Origin of the sequence: Peribacillus alkalitolerans (assembly GCF_010882125.1) — a bacterium.
Taxonomy (GTDB): Bacteria; Bacillota; Bacilli; order Bacillales; family DSM-1321; genus Bacillus_BN; species Bacillus_BN alkalitolerans.
This window is the reverse complement of sequence record NZ_JAAGVZ010000002.1, coordinates 124,314-150,749: the sequence shown is the minus strand read 5'-3', so window position 1 is coordinate 150,749 and position 26,436 is coordinate 124,314. Positions and strand designations below refer to the sequence as shown.

Annotated in this window: 29 protein-coding genes; all 29 read left to right on the top strand. The window is 37.7% G+C overall.

All coding sequences use genetic code 11. From position 1 onward, the window contains the following. The first annotated feature begins 37 nt into the window (after window positions 1-37). The 29 genes from G3O09_RS03190 to G3O09_RS03050 all read left to right on the top strand — a co-directional run bounded on the left by G3O09_RS03190 (window position 38) and on the right by G3O09_RS03050 (window position 26,428). Window positions 38-973 (top strand): DMT family transporter, encoded by a 936-nt coding sequence (locus G3O09_RS03190; protein ID WP_163100016.1) that lies wholly within the window; start codon window positions 38-40, stop codon window positions 971-973. 248 nt (window positions 974-1,221) lie between these two features. Continuing rightward, on the top strand, window positions 1,222-1,881 hold the full coding sequence (locus G3O09_RS03185) for a nucleoside/nucleotide kinase family protein (RefSeq protein ID WP_163100014.1): 660 nt from the start codon (window positions 1,222-1,224) through the stop codon (window positions 1,879-1,881). 73 nt (window positions 1,882-1,954) lie between these two features. After that, a complete protein-coding gene (locus G3O09_RS03180; protein ID WP_163100013.1) occupies window positions 1,955-2,812 on the top strand; it encodes an aminoglycoside 6-adenylyltransferase in 858 nt (285 codons plus the stop codon). A gap of 29 nt (window positions 2,813-2,841) precedes the next feature. Then, window positions 2,842-3,372 (top strand): GNAT family N-acetyltransferase, encoded by a 531-nt coding sequence (locus tag G3O09_RS03175; RefSeq protein ID WP_163100011.1) that lies wholly within the window; start codon window positions 2,842-2,844, stop codon window positions 3,370-3,372. A 40-nt stretch (window positions 3,373-3,412) separates the two neighbouring features. Beyond that, on the top strand, window positions 3,413-4,003 hold the full coding sequence (locus G3O09_RS03170) for a histidine phosphatase family protein (protein ID WP_163100009.1): 591 nt from the start codon (window positions 3,413-3,415) through the stop codon (window positions 4,001-4,003). 459 nt (window positions 4,004-4,462) lie between these two features. Next, window positions 4,463-5,575, top strand: a complete 1,113-nt coding sequence (locus tag G3O09_RS03165) for an ABC transporter substrate-binding protein (protein ID WP_163100007.1) — start codon at window positions 4,463-4,465, stop codon at window positions 5,573-5,575. After that, complete coding sequence (locus G3O09_RS03160) at window positions 5,565-6,401, top strand: alkaline phosphatase family protein (RefSeq protein ID WP_163100005.1); 837 nt, start codon at window positions 5,565-5,567, stop codon at window positions 6,399-6,401. The genes G3O09_RS03165 and G3O09_RS03160 overlap by 11 nt, the downstream gene beginning before the upstream one ends. A 99-nt stretch (window positions 6,402-6,500) precedes the next feature. Beyond that, complete coding sequence (locus tag G3O09_RS03155; protein WP_163100003.1) at window positions 6,501-7,355, top strand: ABC transporter permease; 855 nt, start codon at window positions 6,501-6,503, stop codon at window positions 7,353-7,355. Then, window positions 7,352-8,224 carry an ABC transporter permease gene (locus G3O09_RS03150; protein WP_240338318.1) on the top strand — a complete coding sequence of 291 codons (873 nt, stop codon included), beginning with the start codon at window positions 7,352-7,354 and terminating at the stop codon, window positions 8,222-8,224. Before G3O09_RS03155 ends, G3O09_RS03150 begins: the two co-directional genes overlap by 4 nt. Further along, complete coding sequence (locus G3O09_RS03145; RefSeq protein ID WP_163100001.1) at window positions 8,224-9,237, top strand: ABC transporter ATP-binding protein; 1,014 nt, start codon at window positions 8,224-8,226, stop codon at window positions 9,235-9,237. Before G3O09_RS03150 ends, G3O09_RS03145 begins: the two co-directional genes overlap by 1 nt. Before the next feature lie 29 nt (window positions 9,238-9,266). Then, complete coding sequence (locus tag G3O09_RS03140) at window positions 9,267-10,049, top strand: DeoR/GlpR family DNA-binding transcription regulator (protein ID WP_163099999.1); 783 nt, start codon at window positions 9,267-9,269, stop codon at window positions 10,047-10,049. A gap of 210 nt (window positions 10,050-10,259) precedes the next feature. Next, window positions 10,260-11,132, top strand: coding sequence for a Cof-type HAD-IIB family hydrolase (locus G3O09_RS03135; RefSeq protein WP_163099997.1), 873 nt, complete (start codon window positions 10,260-10,262; stop codon window positions 11,130-11,132). A 112-nt stretch (window positions 11,133-11,244) separates the two neighbouring features. Continuing rightward, window positions 11,245-11,601 carry a DMT family transporter gene (locus G3O09_RS03130; protein ID WP_163099995.1) on the top strand — a complete coding sequence of 119 codons (357 nt, stop codon included), beginning with the start codon at window positions 11,245-11,247 and terminating at the stop codon, window positions 11,599-11,601. Continuing rightward, window positions 11,601-11,915 (top strand): DMT family transporter, encoded by a 315-nt coding sequence (locus G3O09_RS03125; protein WP_163099993.1) that lies wholly within the window; start codon window positions 11,601-11,603, stop codon window positions 11,913-11,915. The genes G3O09_RS03130 and G3O09_RS03125 overlap by 1 nt, the downstream gene beginning before the upstream one ends. Window positions 11,916-12,144: 229 nt before the next feature. Next, window positions 12,145-13,485 carry a D-serine ammonia-lyase gene (gene dsdA, locus G3O09_RS03120; protein WP_163099991.1) on the top strand — a complete coding sequence of 447 codons (1,341 nt, stop codon included), beginning with the start codon at window positions 12,145-12,147 and terminating at the stop codon, window positions 13,483-13,485. Window positions 13,486-13,825: 340 nt separating this feature from the next. Beyond that, entirely contained in the window at window positions 13,826-14,638 is an 813-nt protein-coding gene (locus tag G3O09_RS03115; RefSeq protein ID WP_205439595.1) for a transporter substrate-binding domain-containing protein, read from the top strand. 11 nt (window positions 14,639-14,649) lie between these two features. After that, on the top strand, window positions 14,650-15,306 hold the full coding sequence (locus G3O09_RS03110; protein ID WP_205439594.1) for an amino acid ABC transporter permease: 657 nt from the start codon (window positions 14,650-14,652) through the stop codon (window positions 15,304-15,306). A gap of 54 nt (window positions 15,307-15,360) precedes the next feature. Continuing rightward, complete coding sequence (locus tag G3O09_RS03105) at window positions 15,361-16,083, top strand: amino acid ABC transporter ATP-binding protein (protein ID WP_163100262.1); 723 nt, start codon at window positions 15,361-15,363, stop codon at window positions 16,081-16,083. A gap of 31 nt (window positions 16,084-16,114) precedes the next feature. Beyond that, window positions 16,115-17,362: an NAD(P)/FAD-dependent oxidoreductase gene (locus G3O09_RS03100; RefSeq protein WP_163099989.1), complete on the top strand. Its 1,248-nt coding sequence runs from the start codon at window positions 16,115-16,117 to the stop codon at window positions 17,360-17,362. A 2-nt stretch (window positions 17,363-17,364) separates the two neighbouring features. Further along, on the top strand, window positions 17,365-17,637 hold the full coding sequence (locus G3O09_RS03095; RefSeq protein WP_163099987.1) for a (2Fe-2S)-binding protein: 273 nt from the start codon (window positions 17,365-17,367) through the stop codon (window positions 17,635-17,637). Window position 17,638: 1 nt separating this feature from the next. Beyond that, window positions 17,639-17,926, top strand: coding sequence for a (2Fe-2S)-binding protein (locus G3O09_RS03090; protein ID WP_163099985.1), 288 nt, complete (start codon window positions 17,639-17,641; stop codon window positions 17,924-17,926). 34 nt (window positions 17,927-17,960) lie between these two features. Next, window positions 17,961-19,187: an NAD(P)/FAD-dependent oxidoreductase gene (locus tag G3O09_RS03085; protein ID WP_163099983.1), complete on the top strand. Its 1,227-nt coding sequence runs from the start codon at window positions 17,961-17,963 to the stop codon at window positions 19,185-19,187. A 99-nt stretch (window positions 19,188-19,286) separates the two neighbouring features. Continuing rightward, the gene (locus G3O09_RS03080) at window positions 19,287-19,634 is read left to right on the top strand and encodes a DUF3870 domain-containing protein (protein ID WP_240338317.1); all 348 of its coding nucleotides are present in this window, start codon (window positions 19,287-19,289) and stop codon (window positions 19,632-19,634) included. A gap of 160 nt (window positions 19,635-19,794) precedes the next feature. After that, entirely contained in the window at window positions 19,795-20,457 is a 663-nt protein-coding gene (locus G3O09_RS03075; protein WP_163099982.1) for a CoA transferase subunit A, read from the top strand. Continuing rightward, window positions 20,454-21,128, top strand: coding sequence for a 3-oxoacid CoA-transferase subunit B (locus tag G3O09_RS03070; protein ID WP_163099981.1), 675 nt, complete (start codon window positions 20,454-20,456; stop codon window positions 21,126-21,128). The genes G3O09_RS03075 and G3O09_RS03070 overlap by 4 nt, the downstream gene beginning before the upstream one ends. Further along, window positions 21,128-22,324: a thiolase family protein gene (locus G3O09_RS03065; protein ID WP_163099980.1), complete on the top strand. Its 1,197-nt coding sequence runs from the start codon at window positions 21,128-21,130 to the stop codon at window positions 22,322-22,324. Before G3O09_RS03070 ends, G3O09_RS03065 begins: the two co-directional genes overlap by 1 nt. After that, window positions 22,309-23,697 (top strand): aminotransferase family protein, encoded by a 1,389-nt coding sequence (locus G3O09_RS03060; RefSeq protein ID WP_163099979.1) that lies wholly within the window; start codon window positions 22,309-22,311, stop codon window positions 23,695-23,697. The genes G3O09_RS03065 and G3O09_RS03060 overlap by 16 nt, the downstream gene beginning before the upstream one ends. Beyond that, window positions 23,681-24,967: an aspartate aminotransferase family protein gene (locus G3O09_RS03055; RefSeq protein ID WP_163099978.1), complete on the top strand. Its 1,287-nt coding sequence runs from the start codon at window positions 23,681-23,683 to the stop codon at window positions 24,965-24,967. Before G3O09_RS03060 ends, G3O09_RS03055 begins: the two co-directional genes overlap by 17 nt. 12 nt (window positions 24,968-24,979) lie before the next feature. Beyond that, on the top strand, window positions 24,980-26,428 hold the full coding sequence (locus tag G3O09_RS03050) for an aldehyde dehydrogenase family protein (RefSeq protein ID WP_163099977.1): 1,449 nt from the start codon (window positions 24,980-24,982) through the stop codon (window positions 26,426-26,428). Window positions 26,429-26,436: the final 8 nt, after the last annotated feature.

The following is a 26,436-nucleotide window of genomic DNA, read 5'->3' as shown; positions in this document are numbered from 1 at the left end:
TATTTATTTTTTAATAAACCATGACGGAGGTATATATATGAATCATGTTAAACAAACCCTTATTGGAGCTATTTGTTTATCGTTAGCAGCAAGTATCTGGGGCGGTATGTATGTCGTTAGTAAATATGTGATGGATTTTATCCCCCCATTAACATTAGTATGGTTACGGTATATTGTTGCCTTTATCGTTCTGTTTGGAATACTAAAGGCTTTTCAAAGCAAAAAAACAAAACAAGAACCCATTAAGAAAAAGGATTGGCTTCTATTTGCTTGGATTGGTTTCATCGGGTATTTCGTATCCATTTCATGTCAATTTATTGGTACTAAATTATCCGATGCTCATACAGGCGCGCTGATTACTTCAGCTACACCAGCCTTTATTGTTATCTTTGCAAGGATTGTTCTGAAAGAGAAATTAACAGTGCAAAAGGGCATTTCTTTATTACTTGCGACCATAGGTGTTGTTATAGTAATAGGTTGGGATACGAAAGTAGGTAGCTATTACACGGGAAGTCTTATTTTATTAGGAGCTGCCATTACATGGGCATTACTATCAGTTTATGTGAAAATTGCTTCTGAAAAATTTTCAACACTGATCATTACAACCTACGCTATACTATTTGCGCTTATCTTTACTACACCTGTGATGGTTTGGGAACTACAATCTTATGAGTTAAATATTCCAAGCACTATGGTTCTATTAGGTGTGTTATATCTTGGAGTGGTTTCAACAGCGGGAGCTTTCTTTCTTTGGAATAAGGGGATGGAACTAATGGATGCCGGGATAGGATCCTTATTTTTCTTCTTCCAACCCGTTGTTGGTTCTTTCCTAGGGTGGCTTTTACTTAATGAGAAATTGAATGTAAATTTCTTTATTGGTGGAATGTTTATTCTTGCAGGTGTATTGATTGTCACCTTCAAAAAGGGAAAAAATCGAGCAGAAAAAATAGAAGCGGAACTTACTAAAAATTGATTGGTTTGACTGTTGAAATCGGAGGATTATAAAGAAAATTATTTCTCACCAATATTCAATAGACTAGAAGATTTGCTGGAGCTAATCCAGCAAATCTTTTTTTCTCATATATTTCAAAGGCATTAACAAGACCAGTAAAGAAATCGTACTTAGTGAAGTTATTGAACAAGACCTTTATAAGAATAAATGACAAATGGTCAACAACATTTTTTATGCCTGCTGATCATTTGAACGAAAAGAGGGTAACCATGAATAGAAAAAAACTAATTTCTGATTTAGTAGATAGGATTTTGGATGTAAAAGGAACTCATCCTATAAAAGTAGGAGTTAGTGGAATCACCGCATCGGGAAAGACAACTCTCGCTAATGAGATTGCGGAAGAAATTCTAGTTAGAAAGAAAAATGCTATTAGAGCGAGTATAGATTATTTTCATAATCCAAGGGCTATTCGTTACAAGCAAGGGAAGGATTCAGCTATAGGTTATTACGAGGATGCCCACGATTATGAAGCCTTTAGGGAAAAACTATTGTTACCATTATGTCCCGGGGGTAATTTGTATTATCATACTGTTTCTTTAGACTTAGCTACGGATAAATATGTAAGAACAGAACCAAAAAGAGCAACCAAGGATATGGTTTTTATTATTGATGGCACCTTCCTATTCAAAAAGGATTTAATAAAACTTTACGATTTTAAGATTTTTGTAAAAACAGACTTTGAGATTGCAAGAAATAGAGGTGCTCTAAGAGAACAACACAATTTTGGTGGATATGATAAAGCAGAATCAATATTCATTAATAGATATCATGCAGCTTCAAAGTTATATATAGATCAACACTTACCAGAACGAATTGCGGATATAGTTATCAATAATAATGATTTTGATGATCCATATTTTGAGTGTTAATCTTTTTTATAAGCTATGTTGATTTAGGAGCCTTCAAATGATTGCATAATTTAATGAAGAAGGGTGTTTGAATGTGCGAAATGAACAAGTAATGATGGATCTAATCATAAACACTGCGATGAATGATGAGAGAATCCGTGTGGTGTTAATGAATGGATCGAGGGTAAATCCTAATGCTAAAAAAGATTTTCTTCAGGATTACGATGTCGTGTACCTTGTGAATGATATTGAATCTTTTACTTCTGATCATTCTTGGGTTAACATCTTTGGTGAAAGAATCATAATGCAAATGCCTGAGGATATGGTTCTGCCTCCAGCTGATGGTGATGAGCGTTTTGTATATTTAATGTGGTTTAAGGACGGCAATCGAATAGACCTTACCCTAATTCCTATCGAAAAAAAGAACCAATTACTAAAACCGGATAGTTTAACGAAGTTGATAGTAGATAAGGACGGTATCATTGGTAATCTACCGCCATCAAGCGACGAAGACTATCATATTAATAGACCTTCAGCAAAGGAATATGATGATATTTGTAACGAGTATTGGTGGATATGCATGAATATAGGGAAAGGCCTTTGGCGTGAAGAGCTGACCTACACCAAATTTATGTATGAACAAATCAATCGGAATGTGCTCATTCAAATGATTGAGTGGTACATCGGAACACAAACTGATTTCAAGAAAAGTGCTGGCAACCGAGGAAAGTATATAGAAGATTTTCTAAATCCTAAGGAATGGGCTGAATTCGTTGAAACATATGCGGATGCCAAATACGAAAATATCTGGGAATCACTCTTTAAAATGTGTAATTTGTTTAGAAAAATTTCAAGGATTGTAGCCGATCGATTAGATTTCGTGTACCCAATTGAAGAGGATAAGAATGTTATTCAATTTCTAAAACACCTACAATATAAACCTAAAAACTAAAATAATGTCATAGGGACTAAGGGGGAACTATGTATACATATTTAATGTTTGAGAGAAAAAACGAAAAAGAATTAGTTGAATTTTTAACTTCAGAAACTTGGTATTTTCATGGGCAAGAAAACCCGACCGAGGAATCAATCAGAAATAACATCAACAAGGGGTTTTACTCGGAAGATGGAAATGTGACTTTTTGGATTTTGCATGAACAAGATAAAATAGGCATCATTAGAATTTTTGATTTAGAAGATCCTATCTGTTTATTCGACATAAGACTAAGAGAGTCGGATAGAGGTAAGGGAATCGGTAAAGAAGCCCTTAGATGGCTTTGCGATTATGTCTTTAAGAATTTCCCAGAAATGATAAGGATTGAGGGACATACAAGACAGGACAATTTCGCTATGAGAAAAACCTTTTATAACAGCGGTTTTGTCAAAGAATCCTTAAATCGACAAGCCTGGAGACAAAATGGGAAATTATATGATTCTGTTGGATACGCGATGATTAGGGAAGATTGGCTGAATAATACTATAACAATAATTGAGGATCATTTTCGATATTGATTTTTATTAGAACTATTATTTTATAGAAGGAGGGGCTTATGTGACCACAATAGGTCTGATAAGGCATGGAATCACAGAATGGAACACTTTAGGAAAGGCTCAGGGACTATCTGATATTCCTTTAAATGAAATAGGTAAACAACAGGCATTAGCATTGGCAAATAGACTTTCTCTGGAAGATAAATGGGATATGATTGTAACTAGTAACCTATCGCGGGCTATAGAGACTGCAGAAATTATTTCTTCCAAACTTGATGTATCCATTACCCATATAGATGAAAGAATCAGAGAAATCAACTATGGTGATATTGTAGGGACTACTGAACAAGAAAGAATTGAAAAGTGGGGTAGTAATTGGAGTGAATTAAATCTTGGAATGGAAAAGCATGAAGATGTGGCAAGAAGAGGGATTGAATTTATTAGAGAAATATCTCTTACCTATCCAGAGAAAAGAGTACTTCTAGTCAGTCACGGCTCGTTAATCGGCCTTACCCTCGAACACCTACTTCCAGAAAGGTTCCAAATGACCCTCATTAATAATACTTCAGTAACAATCCTTGAAAATATAGAAAATAAATGGGAATGCACTTTATTTAACTGTACAGCCCATTTAGAACAGAAAGTTAACTAATTTTATGCTAATAGTAGGATAAAAAATGATCGGAAATCAAAAACATGTTAGGGAACTTGGTAATTATATTTGAAGGTTGCTAACTGGTACATACAATGCTATCACTGATATCCCTGGTGTGAATCCGTCAAGATCCCACATTTACTAATTAAAACTTTAATTGCAGGTATTGTAAGGTCTTGTCGACTACAAACAGAAACACATTTCTAAATCCTTAGATGATTTATCTAAGGATTTTTTTGTATGAATAAAAATAGAACCTATATTTAACAATGATTTTCAAACAACATAAAACAAAAATATTTTCTATTAATTTACGAATACTAAGGAATATAAAAATACATGATTAACAATTTCTTAACAAAGGGTTAATGTGGGATTAATATGCAATGATTATGATTAAACCGTAAGAAACAGTAAGGAACATTAAAAAAACCACATTAATTGGAGGTACTATTAATGAAATGCAGCTCTAAGAAAAAAGGTTTCAAATCTATTCAAGCTATGATGTTAGGTCTTAGTGTAATAGGATTAACTGCTTGTGGAACTGATAAGGAGCAATCTGCACCAGCAGTAACGGATGCAAAATCATTAACCCTGCAAGACATCGAAACAAAAGCAAAAGCAGAGGGAGAAGTCAATAGTGTGGGGATGCCTGATTCATGGGCTAACTGGGGTGAAACATGGCAAGAAGTAACAGATAAATATACATTGAAGCATACTGACACAGATTTATCCAGTGCTGAAGAAATTGCAAAAATGGAAACTGAAAAAGAAAATGCAACAGCTGACATTGGTGATGTAGGGATTTCATTCGGCCCAATCGCTGAAGGAAAAGGTTTAACAATCCCATATAAAACTTCCTATTGGGATGAGGTACCTGAATGGGCGAAAGATGATGATGGAGATTGGGTGGTTGGTTACCAAGGAACAATTGCATTCCTAACTAACAAAGAGTTAGTAAAAAATCCACCAAAATCTTGGGATGACATTTTAAATGGTGATTATAAAGTTACTGTTGGCGATGTTCAACGTGGTGCTCAGAATCAAATGGCGGTTCTTGCAGCAGCGATTGCTTACGGCGGTGATGAAACAAATCTTAAACCAGGAATCGAATTTTTCACTAAGCTAGCTAAGGAAGGTCGTCTAAGCTTAACAGATGCTAAACCAGCAAATATTGAAAAGGGTGAAGTTGAGGTCGCTCTAGTATGGGACTTCAATGCTCTTGGTTACGCAGAACAAATCAACCGTGATCAGTTTGAAGTAAGTATTCCTAGTGAAGGATCAGTAGTAAGTGGTTACGCAACAATTATCAATAAATATGCAAAGCATCCTCATGCAGCTATGGCGACAAGAGAATATATCTTAAGTGATGAAGGACAAATTAATTTAGCAAAAGGATTTGCTCGTCCGATTCGTGATGTGGAGCTTCCTAAAGAAGTAGCTGAAAAAATGGTTCCGAAAGAACAATACGAAAAAGCAAAACCTATTGAAGATTACAAAGCTTGGGAAGAAACGGTTAAAACTTTACCGCAACTTTGGCAGGAAGAGGTGTTAGTACATGTCAAATAAAGTAATAGCAATAGTAGTTGATGGCATGAGATACGATAAAGCATGTGAAGCATTAGGATTTCTTCAGCATTTAGTTGAAACAAATCAAGCATCGCTATATAAGGTGAAGTCCGAGCTTCCTAGTCTCTCGCGTCCATTGTATGAAGTATTGCTTACAGGAACACCAGCATCAATGAACGGAATTACTTCTAACTATGCCGTTCGTCTATCAACAGAGAAAAGTCTTTTCCACCTTACACAAGAAAACGGATTAAGAAATGGAACGGTATCTTATTACTGGGTAAGTGAGCTTTATAATCGAGCTCCATTCCAACATATTGAAGATCGAGAGCAAGAAGATCCATCCAAGCCCATTCAATACGGAAAATTCTATTGGGAGGATGATTATCCAGATAGTCATGTGTTAGTAGATGCAGAAGCTTTACGAAGAAAGTACGACCCTCACTTCCTATATATCCATCCGTTAGGTGTGGATGTGCAAGGAGAAATATATGGTTCAGAATCAAAGGAATACCGTGAACAAATATTAAAAATGGGTAGCTTATTAGCACAATTTCTGCCTATATGGATTAAAGAAGGCTACCATATTTTAATAACATCTGATCATGGTATGAGTGAGACTGGCAACCATGGTGGAATAACAGATGGAGAGCGTGATGTACCACTATTCATTATCAGTCCTAAAGTAGAACCAGGCGTATACAGTGAAGAAATCCCGCAACTAGCCTTTGCACCACTAGTTTGTGAACTTTTAAATATTGAACCTTCAGAAAAAATGATTTCTTATCAATTACCAGGCTTAAAAAAAGGTATCTCTATTCATTAAAGCTTTCCCCCCTGAGAAAGCTTTAATATAGGAATTGGATTAACGATTGATCGTTAATCCAATTCCAAAATCGTTAAAGAAAATAGAGGAGCGATAGACTTGCTAAAAATTAAAAAACAAAAATTCTACTTATTTGCTCTTTTATTGCCATTTATTCTGTTTGTAATCGGTTTTGAAATTGGACCATTAGTGGCAATGATTAAGAATAGCTTTTATGCAGATGACGGAATAACAGTATCAATAAACCAATATATCACAATTTTCAAAAGCAAATTTTACTTACAAGCACTAAAAAATAGTCTAATCATTTCCCTATTTTCTGCAGTAGTCTCAGTGATTGTAGCTGTCATTGCAGCATATTCGTTTACAAGGTTTTCTAAAAAAATACAAAATCGACTATTGATGATTGCCAATATGACTTCAAATTTTGAAGGTATTCCGCTTTCATTTTCTTATATTATCCTACTTGGTAATAATGGGTTATTTACGCTACTTTTTGCAAAGCTTGGTTGGGATTTGTTTGCAGATTTCAATTTATATTCATGGACAGGACTTATCCTAGTATATGTTTATTTTCAAATACCTCTCGCTGTCATGCTGATCTATCCTTCCTACCAAGGAATTAAAAAACAATGGATTGAAGCCTCCTCATTATTGGGAGGAAATAGATCATCTTTTTGGTTACGTATCGGGATACCAGTACTTTTACCTAGTATTATAGGTACATTTAGTATTTTGTTTGCAAATGCAATGGGAGCTTATGCAACTGCTTATGCATTGGTTGGAAGCAATTACAATTTGCTATCCTTACAAATCGCATCTCTAGTTGCTAGTGACGTCACATTAAAACCACAGTTAGGAAGTGCATTAGGTGTCCTGCTTGCAGCGACCATGATAGGTGCGATGTGGTTCAATGAACGTATGATGCGTCGCATTAGGAGGGATCTACAGTGAAATCTTCTTTAACTTTTCATAAAGTGGTTATTGGATTACTAGTTACGTATTTATTGATTCCATTAGTTGGAACATTCTTATTCTCAATTGCTGGTAAATGGGATAATAGCATCTTACCTGAGAGTTACACAATGAAGTGGTATATTGAATTATTTCAAGATGAAAGGTTTTACGATGCTTTTAAACGAACATTATTCTTAATTGTCATGTCAGTTGGTATAAGCATTGTGATCATGCTCCCTACGATTTTTATTATCTCAATATATTTCAGTAAATGGGAAAGATTACTCCAAGCAACGGCAATGCTTCCTTATGGCATCCCTCCAATAGTTGGAGCAGTTGGTTTAATTAAAGTTTATTCTGATGGACCCATCCAAATTGCCGGAACACCTTGGATCTTAATCGGTGCTTATTTCATTACCATTCTACCATTTATGTATCAAGGTATTCGAAATAGTCTTCGAACGATAAATGCGGTCCAACTTGTGGATGCAGCTGAATTATTAGGTGCTACTAAATTTCAAGCGTTTCGAACTGTTGTATTTCCAAACATTATTTCAGGTATTTTAGTATCTACCTTATTATCGGTCGCTCTATTATTTAGTGAGTTTGCGATGGCAAATTTACTCGTAGGAGGTCGATTCGAGACACTACAAATCTATCTTGCCGATAAGCTTAATAGTAGTGGGCATTTAACAAGCGCAATTGTCATTACCTACTATTCAGTGATTTTACTGTTAACAGGAACTGTATTAAAGCTTACATTCAGAAAAGAAAATAAATCAGCAATGTCTACTAAGATGCGAATTCTTTCCATATTTAAAAAACATAATCCTCAAAAAAATACAGCTTTAGAAGGTGAAAACTAATGAGCTATGTAACGATTGATCAAGTAAATAAGGCTTATGACAATCAATTAGTTTTAGATAACATTTCATTAACCTTGAAAAAGGGCGAATTTGCAACACTTCTTGGACAAAGTGGATGCGGCAAAAGTACCTTATTACGTTCCATTGCTGGACTTGAAGAAGTAGATGTTGGAAGCATCCAAATTGATGGGAAAGATATTACAAATTTATCCCCACGTCAGCGTGAAGTCGGCATGGTGTTTCAGTCTTATGCTCTGTTTCCGAATATGACTGTTTTTGATAATATCGCCTATGGACTTAAAATGAAAAAAGTAAAAAATATTAAGTCTAGAGTTAATAAAATGATTGAAAAGGTCGATTTAATTGGCAAAGAAGAGTCTTACCCACATCAATTATCTGGCGGACAACAACAAAGGGTTGCGCTTGCCCGTGCACTAGTGATGGAACCAAAGGTACTTCTATTGGATGAACCTCTAAGTGCATTGGATGCAAAAATTAGAAAAAGCTTGCAAAAAGAATTGAAGAGAATTCAAAAAGAACTAGATATTACGACAATTTTTGTTACTCATGATCAGGAGGAAGCAATGACGATGTCTGACCGAATTTTTGTAATGAATAAGGGTCAGGTTGTCCAAACCGGTTCTCCATCAGAAATTTATACTACACCAGTTAATTCATTCGTTGCCAAATTTATTGGAAATTACAATGTTTTAAGCATGAAAGCTTTCCATAAACTAGTTCGAAGCTCTGAATTACAAGGAGATGAAGTGGCTATACGACCAGAAGTTTTACAATTAGCTTCTTCTGTAGAAGAAAACCTAAATTCTCTAGAGAGCTGGGGAATTAAAGGCTACATTAAAGATGTAACCATGACGGGAAATGTTTTAAGATATGAAGTTGAAACCAACGAGTCCTCTATTCTTGTTGACTATCTTCACCACCGTGGGGAAATGTTTGATCAGGGTTCACGAGTTCAGATAATTGTCCCCAAGCAGGAATGCATTGTTTTATAATAGAATAATTTTTGAAGGGGGGCAGAAGTATGTCTGTATTACCTGAAGAAAGAAAAAATGAAATATTAAAAGAGCTAAATAACATGGGTAAAGTAAAAGTTATGGAATTAGTCGAGCAATTTCAGGTTTCTGAGGAAACCATTCGACGTGACTTGATGTTATTAGAGGAAAAAGGCCTATTAAAAAGAGTATACGGGGGAGCGATTAAATCAGTTTTTCAATTCGAGGAGCCTCCTTTTTTACAGCGTACAACGGTGAATCAAGAAGCGAAAGGTAGAATCGGACAAAAGGCAGTAGAACTTATATCTAATGGAGATGTGATTGTCATTGATGTAGGAACGACAACCCTTGAGTTTGCTAAATTTATAGAAAATAAAAATGATATTACAATTATCACTAATTCATTACCTGTTTCTTCTGTATTAACAGAATCGCTTAATCAAAATAGATTTAGTGGGCAAGTTTTATTATTAGGTGGACAAATTGATCCTAAGCAGCAATCTATTAGTGGCAGTCTTACCGAACAATTATTAAATCAATTTAACGTAGATAAAGCTTTCATATCAGCTGGTGGTGTTTCAATCAAAAGTGGAGTTAGTAACTATCATTTACATGAGTCTTTGGTATCAAGGAAGATGGTTGAAGTATCAAAACAAGTAATTCTGCTATCAGATTACTCTAAAATGGGTGTGGATACATTTTGTAAGGTTTGTCCTCTTGAAAAGTTGGACGTAATTGTATGTAATCAACCAATGACAGAGGAATGGAGAAGTCACACTAATTTAGAAAACATCGAATGGATAGAGGCATAGTTATTCCGCTAATCGACAAATAAAAAGTCAGAAGGAAGATTTATTTTTCTACTGGCAATTTCCGGTAAGGCACCGTGAAGTGCTAGTTCTAAGAAAAGCATTCCTTCTGGCTTTGTTTTTGGCACTCCTACATTTGGATTGTTTCTTATTCCCAATTTGTAATTTGTGAAGAACTAGCAAGAAAATTGATAAAAAAGGGAGCTAATCACAATGGGATTCATTGCAATTGATTTAGATGGAACATTACTTAACGATCAAAATGAAATAAGTGAAGAAAATATTAAGGCAATAAATTATGCACAGGATAAAGGGATTGAGGTAGTCATTTCAACGGGAAGGGCTTACTTTGACGTGAAAGCAATATGTAAGAAAGCTGGAATATCAACATTTGTCATCGGGACAAATGGGTCAACTATTCATACAAAAGATGGAAGGAATCTTTCTTCAATCGTATTGGATAATGAATGTGTCAAATCTATTGTGAAATGGTTAGATGAAAGGAATTATTATTACGAGGTGTTTACTGACAAAGCAATTTATACCATTAAAAAAGCAAAAGAACAATTCGAAAATGAGATTAATAGTTTAAAAAGCAAAGATTTGGATGAAAAGATGAGAGAAGTAGTAGATGTTGCGGAACGACAATTTGATCAGTTTGGATATATTTTAGTTGATAACTATCAAAATATATTTGAACAGAAGGAAGAATTTTTTAATATTCTTGCGTGTTCATTTGATATGAAAAAATTAGAGGAAGCACGAGACCAATTCAAAGAGTATAAAGAGTTAGTGGTTGTATCCTCTGCAGACCATAACATTGAAATGACTAGTAAAAGTGCGACAAAAGGGTTAGCCCTTGAAAAATTAGCATACTTGTTGAATGGCTCCTTAAATCAGTCCATGGCAATTGGTGACAGCAATAATGATTTATCTATGTTCGAGAAAGTTCGGTATAGTGTTGCAATGGGGAATGCAAATGAGGAAATAAAAGCTGCATGTACAACGACCACCTTAAGGAATGATGAAAATGGTGTTGCAAATGCAATTTATAGATATATGGAAAACCTAGCAATCATAAAATAAGCGTAACAGGATTTGGGTACGTTTCGTACTTTATAACGAACATTCCAAGTATTCTATCGTTTAATTTACTAAAGGGTGAAAATGAAAGTCAATATTGAAGGAGAACAATAGAATGGCTTGGATATATATAATAATAGCAGGACTTTTAGAAATTGTTTGGGTGATTGGTCTTAAGTATTCACACGGTTTTACGAAATTGGTACCTAGTATCATTACAATATTAATCATATTCTTTAGTTTCTATTTACTTTCTAAATCGTTATATTCCATATCACTAGGTACTGGATACGCCATTTTCACTGGCTTAGGAACAATTGGTACAGTTATTGTTGGTGTTTTGTTTTGGGGAGAGCCCATAAGTTCATTAAAAGTATTTTTTATTTCTCTTATCATAATAGGCATAATTGGTTTAAAAATCATTCCTGAAAAAAAATTAAACGTGTTACACAAGGATAGGGGGGAGAATTAATGCCTTGGTTATTTCTACTTGTTGCAGGGTTTGCCGAAATTGGTAGTGTAATAAGTCTAAAGCAAGCAGATGGATTTAAAAAATTGCTACCATCAATTTCTTGCCTTATATTTGGGAGTGTAAGCTTTTATTTCCTTTCCATGTCATTGATTTCTCTTCCAGTAGGGACTGCCTATGCAATATGGACTGGCATCGGATCAGTTGGAAGTGTTATTGCAGGAATGATCTTTTATAATGAATCAAGAAGCATAATGAGAATTATTCTAATTTTGTTTATTATAGCTGGAGTAATGGGCATTAAAATGACATCCTGATATTATTAAATTATTGGCTCTGTTAAACTTGCCTGTTGATTTCCGTTCCAGACGCTTGCTTTCCGGGGGGCGTTCGCCGAGCCTGTAACGCTAATCCCCCAGGAGTCAAGCGCCCTCCACTCCAATCAGCAAAGAGCTAAAAATCAACAATGGACTTTAACACAGCCAAATTATTAATAACAATAATTTTGATATTAAATTCGGATGATTCCAGTCGAGGAGAATAGAGATGAAAACTACACAAGAATGGATTAAAGAATACCCTTTAATTACGGATTTAGTCAATTTTAAGGAAGTATTTTGGTCAAATCCTAAATATGAACCCTATCAGAATAGTGCTAATAATCTTCCACTTAAAGTTGAAGATGTACAGGCTGCAGAGGAACGGTTAAAGCGTTTTGCACCATACATTGCTAATGTATTTCTAGAGACTAGGAACCTAAACGGTATCATAGAATCTCCAATCGCTGAAATACCAGTTTTTAAACAAAAGTTAGAACAAATCTATCAACAATCATTGCCAGGTAAATTTTTATTAAAGTGTGATAATGATCTCCCTATCTCTGGATCTATCAAAGCCAGAGGGGGAATTTACGAGGTTCTGAAACATGCAGAAGACTTGGCACTCCAATATGGAATGATAAGGTTAGAAGATGATTATTCCGTTTTAGATAGTGAAAAGTTCAAAATTTTCTTTTCAAAATTTTCTATTGCAGTGGGTTCTACCGGTAACTTAGGTTTAAGTATTGGCATCATGAGTGCCAAAATTGGTTTTAAGGTAATTGTTCACATGTCTGCAGATGCAAAGCAATGGAAAAAAGATCTCCTTAGAAGTAAAGGCGTGACGGTTATCGAGTATAAAGAAGATTACAGTAAAGCAGTGGAGGAAGGACGTAAACAAGCTCAAAGTGATCCGAATTGCTACTTTATTGATGATGAAAATTCTAGAGATTTATTTTTAGGCTACGCTGTAGCAGCATTACGCTTAACAAAACAATTAGAAGATCTTAATGTTATTGTTGATGAAAATCATCCACTTTTTGTATATCTTCCATGTGGAGTAGGCGGTGGACCAGGTGGAGTAGCTTTTGGTCTAAAACTTATGTTACAAGACCATGTACATTGCTTCTTTGCTGAGCCTACTCATTCGCCATGTATGCTATTAGGTTTAATGACAGGGCTTCATGATAAAATTTCTGTACAAGATATTGGAATAGACAATATTACTGCAGCTGATGGTCTTGCGGTCGGAAGAGCGTCAGGTTTTGTAGGTAAAGTGATCGAGCCAATATTAAGCGGAGACTATACCGTTAGTGATGATGAATTATATAGACTATTAGCTTTAATGAGAGATACAGAAAACATTTGCTTGGAGCCGTCTGCATTGGCAGGTGTAATAGGTCCGGTAAAGCTATGTATAGAACAAGATGGACAAGAGTACATCCAGAAGAAAAATTTAGATGATAAACTGAAAAATGCAACTCATCTCATGTGGGCTACCGGTGGAAGCATGGTTCCTGAAGAAATCATGATGGATTATTATAATAAAGGTTTTTCCTTACTGAAATAAATATTAATTTTTCATTAAGATATAATTATTTGAATTTCACATATAAATTGGATAAGCGCTTACATTAGTGTGCGCACAATCACTGGTTTGGTTATAATGCTATGAAAAGAAAACCTCTTTTCATTTTCCCATTAGATCCGTTCAACCATGATTACTTTCGTATGAATAGGTATTCTATTCATTTGGAGTATTCATGCTTGGACGGTTTTTTATTATACATAATCTTGTCCCAATCTGAATAATGGTTATTAATTTATGACTTTTACCGTTGTTACCATTCTAGAAGTTTATTAAATATTTCTAGGATCTCTATAAAAACTATTTACAAGGGGGAAGAAATTTGAAGAAAACTATCATATTTGCTCTGACATTATGTTTAGTATTCATGCTTGCAGCGTGTGGCAAAAGTGAGAAAAGCACATCAAATGGGAAACAGGATGAGAAAAAAGACACTGGGGTTTTGGCGGAAATTCAAAAGGCTGGAGTTATTGATATTGGAATTGAAGGCGCATATCCTCCATTTAACTACTTTGATGAGAGCAATAAGTTAATAGGATTTGACGTCGATATTGCAGACGAAATTACAAAGAGAATGGGAGTTAAGCCTAATTACGTTCCTACGCCATGGGACACTATCATAGGTGGTTTGCTGACAAAAAAATACGACATTATCCTATCAAGTATGTCTATAACTGAAGAGAGAAAACAAAAAGTGGACTTCACAGACCCATACTATCATACCGGAGCTCAATTATTTGTTAACGAAGACTATACAGAAATAAAAGATCCTGCAACAGATATTAAAGGTAAAAAAATAGGGGTAGGAATTGGTACAACCTTTGAAAAGAAAGCAACTGAACTTGGCGCAAGCGTAGTGGCATATAAAAGTGATCTTTTAACTTTCCAGGACTTAGCTAATAAGCGTGTCGTAGGTGTAATTACCGATAAAGCAGTCGGAGCTAGGATGATACAAGAAAAAGGTTACCCATTTAAGACTGTAGGTGACATGCTGATCCAAGATGCTGCAGGTATCACTCTAAACAAAAATGAAGAAGCATTAAAAGCAGAAATTAATAAGCACCTTAAAGGCATGATGGAAGATGGGACCTATGAAGAAATTAGTAAGAAATGGTTCGGTGAGGATATTCGCTAAGGAGAGATATAATGCTGAATTTTAGTTTAGTTGGCGAGTTTATTCCATTCTTGATCAAGGCGGCAGTTGTAACAATGCAACTGTCTCTTGTATCTATCATAGTTGGACTAGTCTTAGGTCTATTCATTGCTTTAATGAGGATTTCCAAAATCAAGGTTTTGTCTTATATTGCTCAGTTCTATATTTGGATCATACGTGGTACCCCTATGCTGGTTCAATTGTTTCTTGTTTATTTTGGCTTGCCGCAAATAGGGATTGAGCTTTCCCCATTTCTATCATCAGTCATTGCCTTGGGGATGAATGCTGCCGCGTACATCGCTGAAATTTATCGTGGGGGCATCATGTCTGTACCAACAGGACAAGTAGAGGCTGCGGAATCACTAGGAATGAGATATCCCGCAATTATGAAAAAAATCATATTGCCTCAAGCAATTAGAGTTAGTGTTCCATCACTTGGAAATCAAGCGGTTATGATGTTGAAGGATTCTTCATTAGCATCCCTTGTAACGGTTTCTGAACTTATGATGGTTTCACAGCGCTTTGCATCTACAAATTATGCATTTATAGAATTCTATATTGTCGCAGCTGGTTTCTATCTTGTGATGACCACCATCTTTACATTTATTTTGAACAAGGTTGAACATCGAATGTCCATTAGTGAACGCTAGGAGGAAATTGAAGTGGAAGCTAGGAAGATCGAAGAAGTTGGCATAGTACCCCCCATCATTCTTGTTGAAAATCTTCATAAGAGCTTTGATCGATTAGAAGTTTTAAAAGGGATTGACCTTCAAATTAAAAAGGGTGAAGTAGTCGCTCTGATCGGTGCCAGTGGTTCTGGAAAAAGTACTTTGCTTAGATGTCTGAATCGACTAGAAAGCGTGTCAAGCGGAAAAATTACGATCGATCAGATTGCCTTGGATAATTCTGTGAAGAATATCAGCAAAATTAGGCAAGAGGTAGGTATGGTCTTTCAACAATTTAATTTATTTCCCCATTTGACAGTTTTGGATAACGTAACAGTGGGACCGATTCAAGTATTAAAACAAACCAAAGCCGAAGCGGAGCTTGCAGCGATAAAACTCTTAGAAAAAGTGGGTCTGAAGGATAAAAAAGATGTATACCCAAAGAAGCTCTCGGGAGGACAACAGCAACGGGTGGCAATAGCACGATCCCTCGCAATGAATCCGAAAATCATGCTATTCGATGAACCGACCTCTGCACTGGACCCAGAATTGGTAGGGGAAGTCTTACAGGTTATGAAGCAATTGGCACTGGAGGGCATGACCATGGTGATTGTAACGCATGAGATGGGGTTTGCAAAAGAGGTCGCAGACCGAGTGATTTTCATGCATGGCGGTGTCATTGAGGAAGAGGGAGATCCGAAGGTAGTATTGACTAATCCGAAAAGTGAGAGGCTGAACTCATTTTTACGGTTAGTAAAGTAAACTATTAAAATCATGAAAAGGAAGCCCTGCAATGAATCGTCTCAGTCTGTTAAGTTTACAAGTTAATCAAGAAACTGATCAGTCAGCTAAACAAGCAAAAGACACTTATACCTATCTGAAAGAGTTTTTATCAGAAGAAAAAATAGTAAAAACTAAACCCCATATTACCATCATAGGTGGTGGCATTGTTGGACTCATGTCTGCCTATTTTTTGATAAAATGTGGGTTCCATATCACCGTTTTAGAAAAAGAGTCATTTGGAGCTGCCGCTTCTGGTAGAAATGGAGGAGGTGTCCTTACATTAGGTAGGGAGCTAGTAGAAATCCCTTTTGCCCGATTGGCAACTGAAATATGGAGTTCACTTGATAAAGATGGAATTGACACAAAATTTATTTCATCCGGTCATGTTATGGTCGCAAGAAATGAATATGAGAAAGAAAAACTATTAGCTGCTCAAGAGTTATATAGAACTGCTGGTTTGAATATGAAAGAGTTGACCCCAAAAAAATTAATTAACCTGGTTCCAGATATATATCCAGAAGTGAAATTGGGATTGTTTAGCGAAACTGACGCGCAAAGTTACCCTTTTTCAACGACAACAAGTCTATTAAAGCACCTTAATGAAATGGGAGCTACCTTAGTCAATCATTGTGAAGTAATTGGATTTAATATCACTAACGGATTCATAGAGTATGTGATTACCGACCAAGGAAATTACCATTCCGATGCTTACCTCATTTGTGCAGGACCATGGACCACAGATATTTGTAAAGCTCTTCAGGAACAAATCATCATCAAGCCAAGGCGTTCACAGATTTTAGTGACAGATATAATTAATGGAAGGAGAATTCATCCTTTCGTTACTGGAAATTCATTATATTTACGTCAAACACACGCCGGTAATGTCATATTCGGTGGAGGAGGTCCTTGGGAGATTACTGGATTTGATGTTACTAACACTACCTTTGCAATGGAATTTCTAACTAGTAGATTACTAGAACTGTTTCCTTCATTCCGAAATAAGCAATTAATTCGGGCTTTTGCTGGGACCGTTGAATTAACGGAGGATCATTTACCTTACTTTGGGAAATTGAATAGTCTCGAAAATACCTTTATCTCTGCAGGTTATAACGGCCATGGTTACGGAATGTCAGCAATCATGGGGAAAATCATGGCACATAGCTTGTGTTACCACTTTCGCGGGATTAGGAACCCGATTGAAAAATCGATTTTGTCGAATTTTTCAGTAACACGTTTCAAGCAAAAAGGCAGGGAATGAACATGTGGAATCGCTCTATCATTATTTGTAGATGTGAAGAGGTTTTACTTGAAGAAATAGAGTTAGCAATTCTTGAAGGTGCATGCACGACTCAAGAACTAAAAATGGCAACTCGTGCTGGGATGGGTATTTGCCAAGGAAGGATTTGCAGGTTGTCTTTGGAATCCTTAGTTCCACCAGGTACAAAAGAGTTTTTAGAAAGCCCCAGTCAACTTACCATACATCTGCCTGTTCGTCCGGTCTCTCTTTCTAAAATTTTGAGAAGGGAGACATAAAATGAGAATCCAGCATCCAATGTTATCGCCTCGGTCCAATAAAACCATCTCTTTTTCTTTTAATTATGTACGCTATGAAGGGTTAGAAGGAGATACGGTGGCTATTGCGTTATGGGCAAATGGTGTAAAAGCCTTACGTATTAGTGAGAAAAATAATGAACCTAGAGGCATGTATTGTGGGATAGGTCAATGTTATGAGTGCAGGATTCATCAATCTAAACAGGGTTTAGTAAAAGCATGCACGACAACCATAAATGAAGGAGATCAATTTTTTTCTTCAGAATCATAAAAAATGGACCTAGTGATGTAAAGGGGGGAGGGAATTGAAGGTCGATGTTGTCGTGGTGGGGGGCGGTCCTGCAGGCTTGTCTGCTGCAATTGAGATTGGGAAAAGAGGCGGTAAGGTAGCTTTAGTCGACGACCACCCAAGATTAGGGGGAAAATTACTCGGTCAGCTACATCAGGAGGGAAAGCATGGCTTTTGGTGGAAAGGGTTTGAATTAGCTCAATCTCTGCAAAAGGAAGCACAAGGTGCAAATGTAATATTTCTATCCAATAAACAGGTTTGGGGCTTGGAGCCTGGATGGAAAGTCTATATATCTGACCTAGTTAAGGACGAAGCAGGATTGGAGATCGAAGCTAATGTGGTACTACTGGCAACTGGTGCTGTAGAAAAACCAATCCCCATACCTGGATGGACATTACCTGGTGTAATTTCTATCGGGGCTGCCCAAGTCATGACTAATGTCTATCATGTGTTGCCGGGTCAAAAAATTCTCATTTTAGGGATTGATATACTATCTTTAACGATTGGTAGATCCATGAAGTTAGCTGGTGCGAAAATCCAAGGAATTTATATGCTACCAAAATCCCCATTTTCAAAACAGGCCACTCCTTTATTACAATTAGAGGACATGAAGGATATGACAAATTATGCACCTTCAAGCTTTATAAGACTTTCAGGTAAACTTTTACAGAACAAAACTGGAAGGAAAATAGCTGCAAAAATGTATCCTCGGATGGGCATGAAAATGTGGGGTATTCCGATTCATTTAAGGAAAACATTACTTTCAATCAATGGGGAACATGAGGTCGAGAGTGTGACCGTTTCAACAATAGACATTGATGGCAATCCTACTGGTGGTCTAAAGAACATTGAAGTAGATGCCGTTTGTATTTCGGGTGGATTGAGTCCCTTATACGAGTTGGCTGCTACAGCTGGATGTAAGTTTGTTAAATTGGAAGGGTTATCAGGGATAGTGCCTTTACATAACCATGAACTAGAAACCACAGTCTCCAATCTCTTTGTTGCGGGTAACATTACAGGGATCGAGGGTGCGAAAGTGGCTATGGCGCAGGGTAAATTGGTGGGACGTACCATTAGCAGAAAATTGGATATTGGAAAAATCAGTGATTCTGATATCGAGGAAAGTATTTCACATGTGGAAGAGGTTAGAAAACTTTCATCTATTCAATTTCATCCTAAAGTATTTGAAGCAAGACAACAATTAGATAAGCTTTGGCAACAATGGAAACTAGTAAAATCATAGGCTACAAACCAAAAATGATGCATGAAAACGATTCATTTTCATATATTGACTAATATAATACTTCTCAATAAATGTTAATAAAAAAATGCGTTTCTGTTTGTGGGGGGAATTACTATTCATACTCTAGATACTGTAATTGTCACTGGTTATGCAAAAGCTCCACAGGGAACTTCTATGTATGAGCTATACAAACATGCGGGGATTGTCCTTGAAATTAATCATCAGACACATAGGATCGTAAAGGCTGATTTTACTTTTGTAACTGGCTTAACGAAGGACTTTTTTGAGAGAATCTTGATTGGATACTGTTTAAATGAGGGACTTGATCCGTTAATCCAAACCATTAAAGAGCATTATTTCGCCCCATCTCAACAGGCAATCATTGTAGCATTGCAGGCTGCAGTACAAAGATATTGGGACTCTACCTCAAATAAAATAAAGAATTAGTTTTAATAAAGTGGGAGATTTCCCTCTCTCATGGTCTTATTAAAGCTGAGTGGATTGGAAAGGTAACGAAATTCTTATGAATTTTGTAACTTATTACAATTCTGCTCAGCTTTTTTCTTTGGATTGGACAGGGAGAAATCATTGATTTGGAGGAACTAGAATGAAAAAGCTAATTTCAGCTGAAGCAGCAGCTTCCATGATACCGGACGGAAGCAGAATCATGGTGGGCGGTTTTGGTTTGGTAGGTAGCCCTTTAACCTTGATTCATTCTTTATTTCTTTCGGGAGTGAAAGATTTGGAGATTATTAGTAATAACCTAGGTGAGCCAGGCAGGGGTTTAGGCATTCTGGTTAGGAATAAGCGAGTGAAAAAAGGTATAGGTTCATACTTCACCTCCAATCCAGATGTAGTGAAGGCATATCAGATAGGTGAGTTGGAAATTGAATTGATCCCTCAAGGAACCTTATCAGAAGCGATTCGCGCAGGAGGAGCTGGAATTGCTGGATTTTATACGCCTGTTGGTGTGGGGACATTAATAGCCAGTGGTAAAGAAGAAATAGTCATTGAAAATAAGAAGTATATATTGCAACCTTCCTTAAAAGCAGATTTTGCGCTAATAAAAGCACATAAAGCGGATGTACATGGCAACCTCGTCTATACAAAATCAGCCCGAAACTTCAATCCGAACATGGCGACTGCGGCAAAAGTAGTCATTGCCGAGGTGGATGAAATAGTAGGAGTTGGTGAACTGACACCTGAGGAGATTGTGACACCACATTTATTCGTAGATTTTGTTGTGAAAAAGGAGGTGGAGATGCCATGAGTCACAAGGACTTTATTGCAAGAAGGGCAGCTCAGGCACTGAATGATGGTGATATTGTGAACCTGGGGATTGGTATACCAACGTTAGTGGCGGATTATCTTCCAGATGGGATCACAGTGTTTCTCCATTCTGAGAATGGAATTTTAGGCGTAGGACCTTCCCCTACACCAGATCAAGTGGATAAAAATTTAGTGAATGCTGGAAAGCTTCCAGTCACAGTCGAGGTAGGTTCGTCTTTTTTTGACAGTGCTTCCTCCTTTGCCATGATCCGTGGTGGCCATGTGGATGTATCAATACTAGGTGTTCTTCAAGTGGACGAAAAGGGAAGAGTGGCAAACTGGGCCGTACCAGGAAAAAGCGTGCTAGGTGTCGGAGGGGCAATGGATCTTTTAGAAGGCTCGAAAAAAGTGATTGTCACCACCCTTCATACCACAAAAGAGGGGGAATCGAAAATTGTAAAAGAATTACAATATCCGATCACCTCTGAAAGGAAAGTCGATTTAATTATTACAGAACTTGCTGTGTTTGAGGTGGGTGAAGGCGGATTAACCTTGATTGAAACAGCACCTGGAATCTCCGTCAATCATATTCAAAAACATACTGAAGCAAACTTCAAGGTCTCAGAAAATCTAAATCTAGATTCGGTACAGAACGGGATGGTGAAGGATTAATGGTGGTGATTGTTAGTGCATTAAGGACTGCAATCGGAAAATATGGAGGCTCTCTTTCAGCTTTGCCACCCGAAGATTTATTGACCGTTGTCATGAATAATAATCTTTCTTCCATCGGCTATGACTCTTCCATCGTAAATGAAGTTATCATAGGACAAACGAAGCAAAGTGCTGAAACACCCAATATTGCCCGCGTTGCTTCATTAAAGGCTGGCTTTCCTGAAGAAGTGATTGGCCATACCATCCAGAAACAATGTGGTTCAGGACTACAGGCCGTTATCAACGGCGTCATGTCTATTTTGACTGAAACTTCTGATGTGGTACTGGCTGGTGGGGTAGAAAGCATGTCACAAGCTCCTTACTATTTTGTAGGAAACCGACAAGGGATAAAGCCTGGGAATCTGACATTACTAGATTCAAATATACGTAGTCAGCCGTGCTCCCAACCTCAGAATAGATATGGATCTTTTACCATGGGAGAAACGGCAGAGTGGTTATCGGAAAAGTACGAGATTACAAGAGAAGAGCAAGACCGATTCGCACTTGATAGCCAAGAAAAAGCCTGGAGGGCAATAGAAAGCGATCGTTTTTCAGATGAAATCGTCCCAGTTAGTATGGCTAGTGGAAAGGGTGAGACAGGATTATTCGCGGTTGATGAACATCCAAGGAGAACCTCTTTTGATAAACTGGCAAAACTCGAGCCTGCCTTTAAGAGATATGGATCGGTTACAGCTGGAAATTCCTCGGGAAGGAATGATGGTGCGGCTGTCCTTATGTTAATGAGTGAAGAAAAAGCAACTAGTCTTGGATTGACTCCGCTAGCGTATATTAAATCGTGGGCTACTAGTGGAGTATCACCAAAAGAAATGGGGATGGGTCCTGTTTCTGCAAGCGAAAAGGCGTTGGCAAAAGCAGGGTTAACGATTCATGACATGGATTTAATAGAGTTGAATGAAGCCTTTGCTGCACAAGCTTTAGCCTGCCTGAAGCAATGGCCAGGGGTTGACAGGAAAAAAGTGAATGTAAATGGTGGGGCTATTGCCTTAGGTCATCCATTAGGATGTTCAGGTGCAAGATTACTAGTGACTCTTATCCACGAGCTTCAAAAAACAAAATTAACGTACGGATTGGCAACATTGTGTGTTGCAGGAGGCCAAGGAATTTCAATGGTGGTGGAACGATGGAAAGAGAGTTAAAAGAAGATTATGTATTTCATAGGGATTTTACAAAGACATACCCGATTATCACACACGGGGAAGGAATCTACCTATTTGATGAGGATGGAAAGCGATATATTGATGCCTGCTCAGGAGCGGTAGCTGCAAATTTAGGCCACGGTGTCGAAGAAATTGCTGATGCTATGGCTTTGCAAGCCAAGAAAGCTGCCTTTGTCCACAGCATGAGATTTGAAACCGACGTCTTATTCGAGCTTGCGGAGAAAATTGCGAAGCTCGCTCCTTCTTCTTTGGATAAGGTTTATTTTACAAGTGGCGGTTCAGAGGCGAATGAGAGTGCGATCAAGCTTGCAAGACAATTCCATAAAGATGCTGGAAGGCCTGAGAAGCACATTGTCATTGGTAGATGGCAATCTTACCATGGCAATACATACGGCTCGCTGTCTGCTGGGGGAGATATCAAACGGCGACAAATGTATACACCTAACCTGTTGAATTTCAGCCACATCCATTCCCCAAATTGTAAAAGATGTCCTTATCAGCGTGAACAGGATGATTGCGATGCGAAAAAAAACTGGTCATGTGTGGGTAATCTTGAAAGCGTCATTCTTGAATTGGGCCCTGAGAACATCTCTGCCTTTATTGCTGAACCAATAGTGGGTAGCCAGCTTGGTGCAGTCAGTCCACCAGAAGCTTATTTTAAAGAAATCCGAAACATATGCGACAAGTACAATATCCTTTTGATAGTGGATGAAGTCATGACTGGCTTTGGTCGTACTGGGAAGGACTTTGGCATCCAGCATTTCGGGGTGACTCCTGACATTATTACATTTGGAAAAGGTGTATCAGCAGGATATGCACCTCTGGCGGGTATGATTGTCCATGACCGTATTATTAAAGGTTTGCTGCAGAACAGTAAAGGAAAATTCGTTCATGGTTATACTTACAGCGGACACCCTGTATCATTGGCAGCCGGCTTATCGGTTTTAACGATTTATGAAAGAGAATCGATTCTTAAAAATGTACAAGAATCCGGTCAATATTTAAAGGATAGGCTAATGAATTTGAAAAGTGCTTGTCCAATTATCTTTGATATCCGTGGAGAAGGGCTTTTATTGGGGATCGAATTAGCTGTCGATGGAGATAAAGGAACTCCTTTTCCAGGAAAAATACAGGCTTCGGAGCGAATAAATAGTATTGCCATGAGCATGGGTGCTGTTTTTTATCCTGGCAGTGGTTCGATCAATGGACATTCAGGTGACCATCTATTAATTACACCACCACTAAATGTTACAAAGTCCGAAATAGACGAAATTATGAGTGTTTTGGAACAATCACTTCAAATCTTTATTGAGGAATTAAAGGAGGAAAAGTCGCATGAGATTGCAAAATAAAACGAGTGAAATTCAGGATAAAGCTAGAAAGCATTTATCCCCTGTAATGACAAGGGTAACAGAATTAGTCATAGAAAAGGCGAAAGGTGCCAGGTTTTGGACAGCAGATGGAGATGAATATATCGATTTTGTTTCCGGAGTGGCCGTTAATGCCGTCGGCCATGCCAATGACGTAATGGTAGATGCAATTAAAGATCAAGCAGAGTCTTTCATACATTTTGGTTTGAATTACGGTTATTATGCATCAGCTGCAAATCTTGCAGAAAAAATCGCAGCCATCACACCTGGAAATCTGGATACGGTCTTTTTCTCCAATTCAGGAGGAGAAGCCATTGACGGTGCAATTAAACTAGCACGCGCGGCAACGGGAAGACCAGGAATCATAGCTTTCGAAGGATCCTTTCACGGCAGAACACTCGGTGCCACAGCCATTACAGCTTCCAGTTCCAAATATCGAAAATACTATGAACCTATCTTAGGTGAAGTGTATCATGCTCCTTACCCTTATCCCACCCAATTAAAAGGTGTAAAGGAAGATGAGGTAACCTCCTACTGTTTACACCAGCTACAAAAAATCTTTGATTTACGTATCGATCCTTCGCGAGTGGCTGCCATTGTCATTGAACCTGTCATGGGGGAAGGCGGTTACTTCCCGGCACCACCTGAATTTTTACGTGAGCTGAAGAAAATCACTAAACAGCACGGCATTTTATTAATCTTTGATGAAGTTCAAACTGGATTTGGACGCACAGGTAAAATGTTTGCTGCAGAGCATTCTGGAGTATGTCCAGACATTATGGTTTTGGCAAAGGCTTTATCAGGCGGCATGCCCCTTGGTGCAATTGTTGCAAGTAGGGAAATTCACGAAAAATGGCCTGTTGGTGGTCATGGTTCAACATTTGGTGGAAATCCAATTTCATGTGCAGCAGCACTTGCAAACATTAAAGTGATTGAAGCAGATGGATTAGTAGACCGCAGTAGAGATATAGGGGCGAAGATTGTGGAACGCTTACGAGAGTCACTAAAAGGGCTACCAGGAATAAAAGATATTCGCGGTTTGGGCTTGATGATCGGAATTGAATTCCATGATGATATTGCCAGCCATGCAGTACCAGCCATAAAACAGAAATGTTTGGATAATAAGCTTTTAATTATGAATTGTGGAGTGCAAGGCCAGACCATCCGTTTAATGTTACCACTAAATATTAATGAAAAAGATTTAGACCAAGGCTTGAGCATCTTAGAAAAGGCTGTTAAGGATACTTTTTAGGGAGGGGTTAGGTTGATTCATCAAGCTACTAAAAAAGGACTATATATTAACGGATCTTGGGTACAAGATGTAAACCAGGAATACTTCGAGAGCGCGAATCCTGCAACGGGTCAAGTTGAAGGATATTGTGCCTTTGCCACCCCTTCACAAGTTGACAAAGCCGTAGAAAGTGCGAAATTTGCATTTAGATGGTGGAAAAACACCCCACTTCCAGAACGGGCCCAATTTCTTTGGAAAGCCGCACAGCTTTTTGAAGAGAGAAAAGAGTCTTTAGCCAATACGATGACAAAGGAAATGGGTAAAGTTTTAGCGGAGTCTCTTGGGGAAGTCGGAGTAGTGGTAGAAACATGCAAGTACATGGCAGGGGAAGGACGTAGGCTTTTTGGAGAAACAGTTTCGTCAGGTGCTGGCAATCGTCATATCATGATGGTCCGTGAACCAGTTGGTGTGGTAGCATGTATCACTCCATGGAATTTTCCAGTGGCTTTGGCTGGTTATAAAATATTAGCGGCATTAATCAGTGGGAATACAGTAGTATGGAAGCCAGCTTCTGAGGTCGCATTATCAGCTCAAATTTTTACAGAAGTATTTCATGAAGTTGGCCTGCCCAAGGGCGTATTAAATCTAGTGACTGGTGCAGGTAGTAAAGTTGGCGTTCAACTTGCTGAGCATAAAGATGTTAAGGTCATTTCTTTTACAGGCTCTACAGAAGTAGGAATTAAGTTATCAGAAACAGCTGCAAAAACCTTGAAAAGAGTTTCATTAGAGCTTGGTGGGAAAAATGCTGCCATTGTCTTGAAGGATGCGGATTTGGACTTAGCAGCTGAAGCAATCGTTAAAGCAGCATTTACGACGACAGGACAAAGGTGTACTGCTGCCAGTCGAGTCATAGTGGAATCTAATGTGAAGAAAAAGCTACTTAAAAAGGTCGTTTCACTAACTAAAAAACTAAAAGCAGGAAATGGACTTGAGGCAGGAGTGGATATAGGACCACTTACCAATAGGAATCAACTAGAAACAGTGGAGCAATATGTTTCTTTGGCAATTCAAGAAGGCGCCGTAGTTGAATGTGGCGGAAAGAGAATTCCAAGTGAACAAGGATTTTTTTACGAACCTACTGTTTTAAGCAATGTAAAAAACAGTGATCGTGTTGCACAGGAAGAAATTTTCGGACCAGTTTTAGCATTTATTGAGGTTAATAGTTTTGAAGAAGCCATCGAGGTTAATAACGATACGGTATATGGATTATCCACATCCTTGTTTACTAGCAGTCTCCACTTTGCAAATCGTGGAGCTAAAGAGATTGAAAGTGGCCTAGTTTATATAAATAATGGGACATCAAATGCAGAGTTGGGTGTTGCGTTTGGAGGAACGAAGCATTCCGGTAACGGCCATCGTGAAGTTTCCCATCATGCATTTGATGTCATGACCGAATGGAAGTCGGTTTACACCACCTATTAATTTATTAT

Coding starts and splice junctions, on each gene's coding strand:
- G3O09_RS03095 (WP_163099987.1), top strand. CDS start 17,365: ATGTGGAATCGCTCTATCATTATTTGTAGATGTGAAGAGGTTTTACTT.
- G3O09_RS03130 (WP_163099995.1), top strand. CDS start 11,245: ATGGCTTGGATATATATAATAATAGCAGGACTTTTAGAAATTGTTTGG.
- G3O09_RS03145 (WP_163100001.1), top strand. CDS start 8,224: ATGAGCTATGTAACGATTGATCAAGTAAATAAGGCTTATGACAATCAA.
- G3O09_RS03125 (WP_163099993.1), top strand. CDS start 11,601: ATGCCTTGGTTATTTCTACTTGTTGCAGGGTTTGCCGAAATTGGTAGT.
- G3O09_RS03060 (WP_163099979.1), top strand. CDS start 22,309: ATGGAAAGAGAGTTAAAAGAAGATTATGTATTTCATAGGGATTTTACA.
- G3O09_RS03165 (WP_163100007.1), top strand. CDS start 4,463: ATGAAATGCAGCTCTAAGAAAAAAGGTTTCAAATCTATTCAAGCTATG.
- G3O09_RS03110 (WP_205439594.1), top strand. CDS start 14,650: ATGCTGAATTTTAGTTTAGTTGGCGAGTTTATTCCATTCTTGATCAAG.
- G3O09_RS03075 (WP_163099982.1), top strand. CDS start 19,795: ATGAAAAAGCTAATTTCAGCTGAAGCAGCAGCTTCCATGATACCGGAC.
- G3O09_RS03135 (WP_163099997.1), top strand. CDS start 10,260: ATGGGATTCATTGCAATTGATTTAGATGGAACATTACTTAACGATCAA.
- G3O09_RS03070 (WP_163099981.1), top strand. CDS start 20,454: ATGAGTCACAAGGACTTTATTGCAAGAAGGGCAGCTCAGGCACTGAAT.
- G3O09_RS03055 (WP_163099978.1), top strand. CDS start 23,681: ATGAGATTGCAAAATAAAACGAGTGAAATTCAGGATAAAGCTAGAAAG.
- G3O09_RS03185 (WP_163100014.1), top strand. CDS start 1,222: ATGAATAGAAAAAAACTAATTTCTGATTTAGTAGATAGGATTTTGGAT.
- G3O09_RS03190 (WP_163100016.1), top strand. CDS start 38: ATGAATCATGTTAAACAAACCCTTATTGGAGCTATTTGTTTATCGTTA.
- G3O09_RS03100 (WP_163099989.1), top strand. CDS start 16,115: ATGAATCGTCTCAGTCTGTTAAGTTTACAAGTTAATCAAGAAACTGAT.
- G3O09_RS03090 (WP_163099985.1), top strand. CDS start 17,639: ATGAGAATCCAGCATCCAATGTTATCGCCTCGGTCCAATAAAACCATC.
- G3O09_RS03065 (WP_163099980.1), top strand. CDS start 21,128: ATGGTGGTGATTGTTAGTGCATTAAGGACTGCAATCGGAAAATATGGA.
- G3O09_RS03175 (WP_163100011.1), top strand. CDS start 2,842: ATGTATACATATTTAATGTTTGAGAGAAAAAACGAAAAAGAATTAGTT.
- G3O09_RS03160 (WP_163100005.1), top strand. CDS start 5,565: ATGTCAAATAAAGTAATAGCAATAGTAGTTGATGGCATGAGATACGAT.
- dsdA (WP_163099991.1), top strand. CDS start 12,145: ATGAAAACTACACAAGAATGGATTAAAGAATACCCTTTAATTACGGAT.
- G3O09_RS03140 (WP_163099999.1), top strand. CDS start 9,267: ATGTCTGTATTACCTGAAGAAAGAAAAAATGAAATATTAAAAGAGCTA.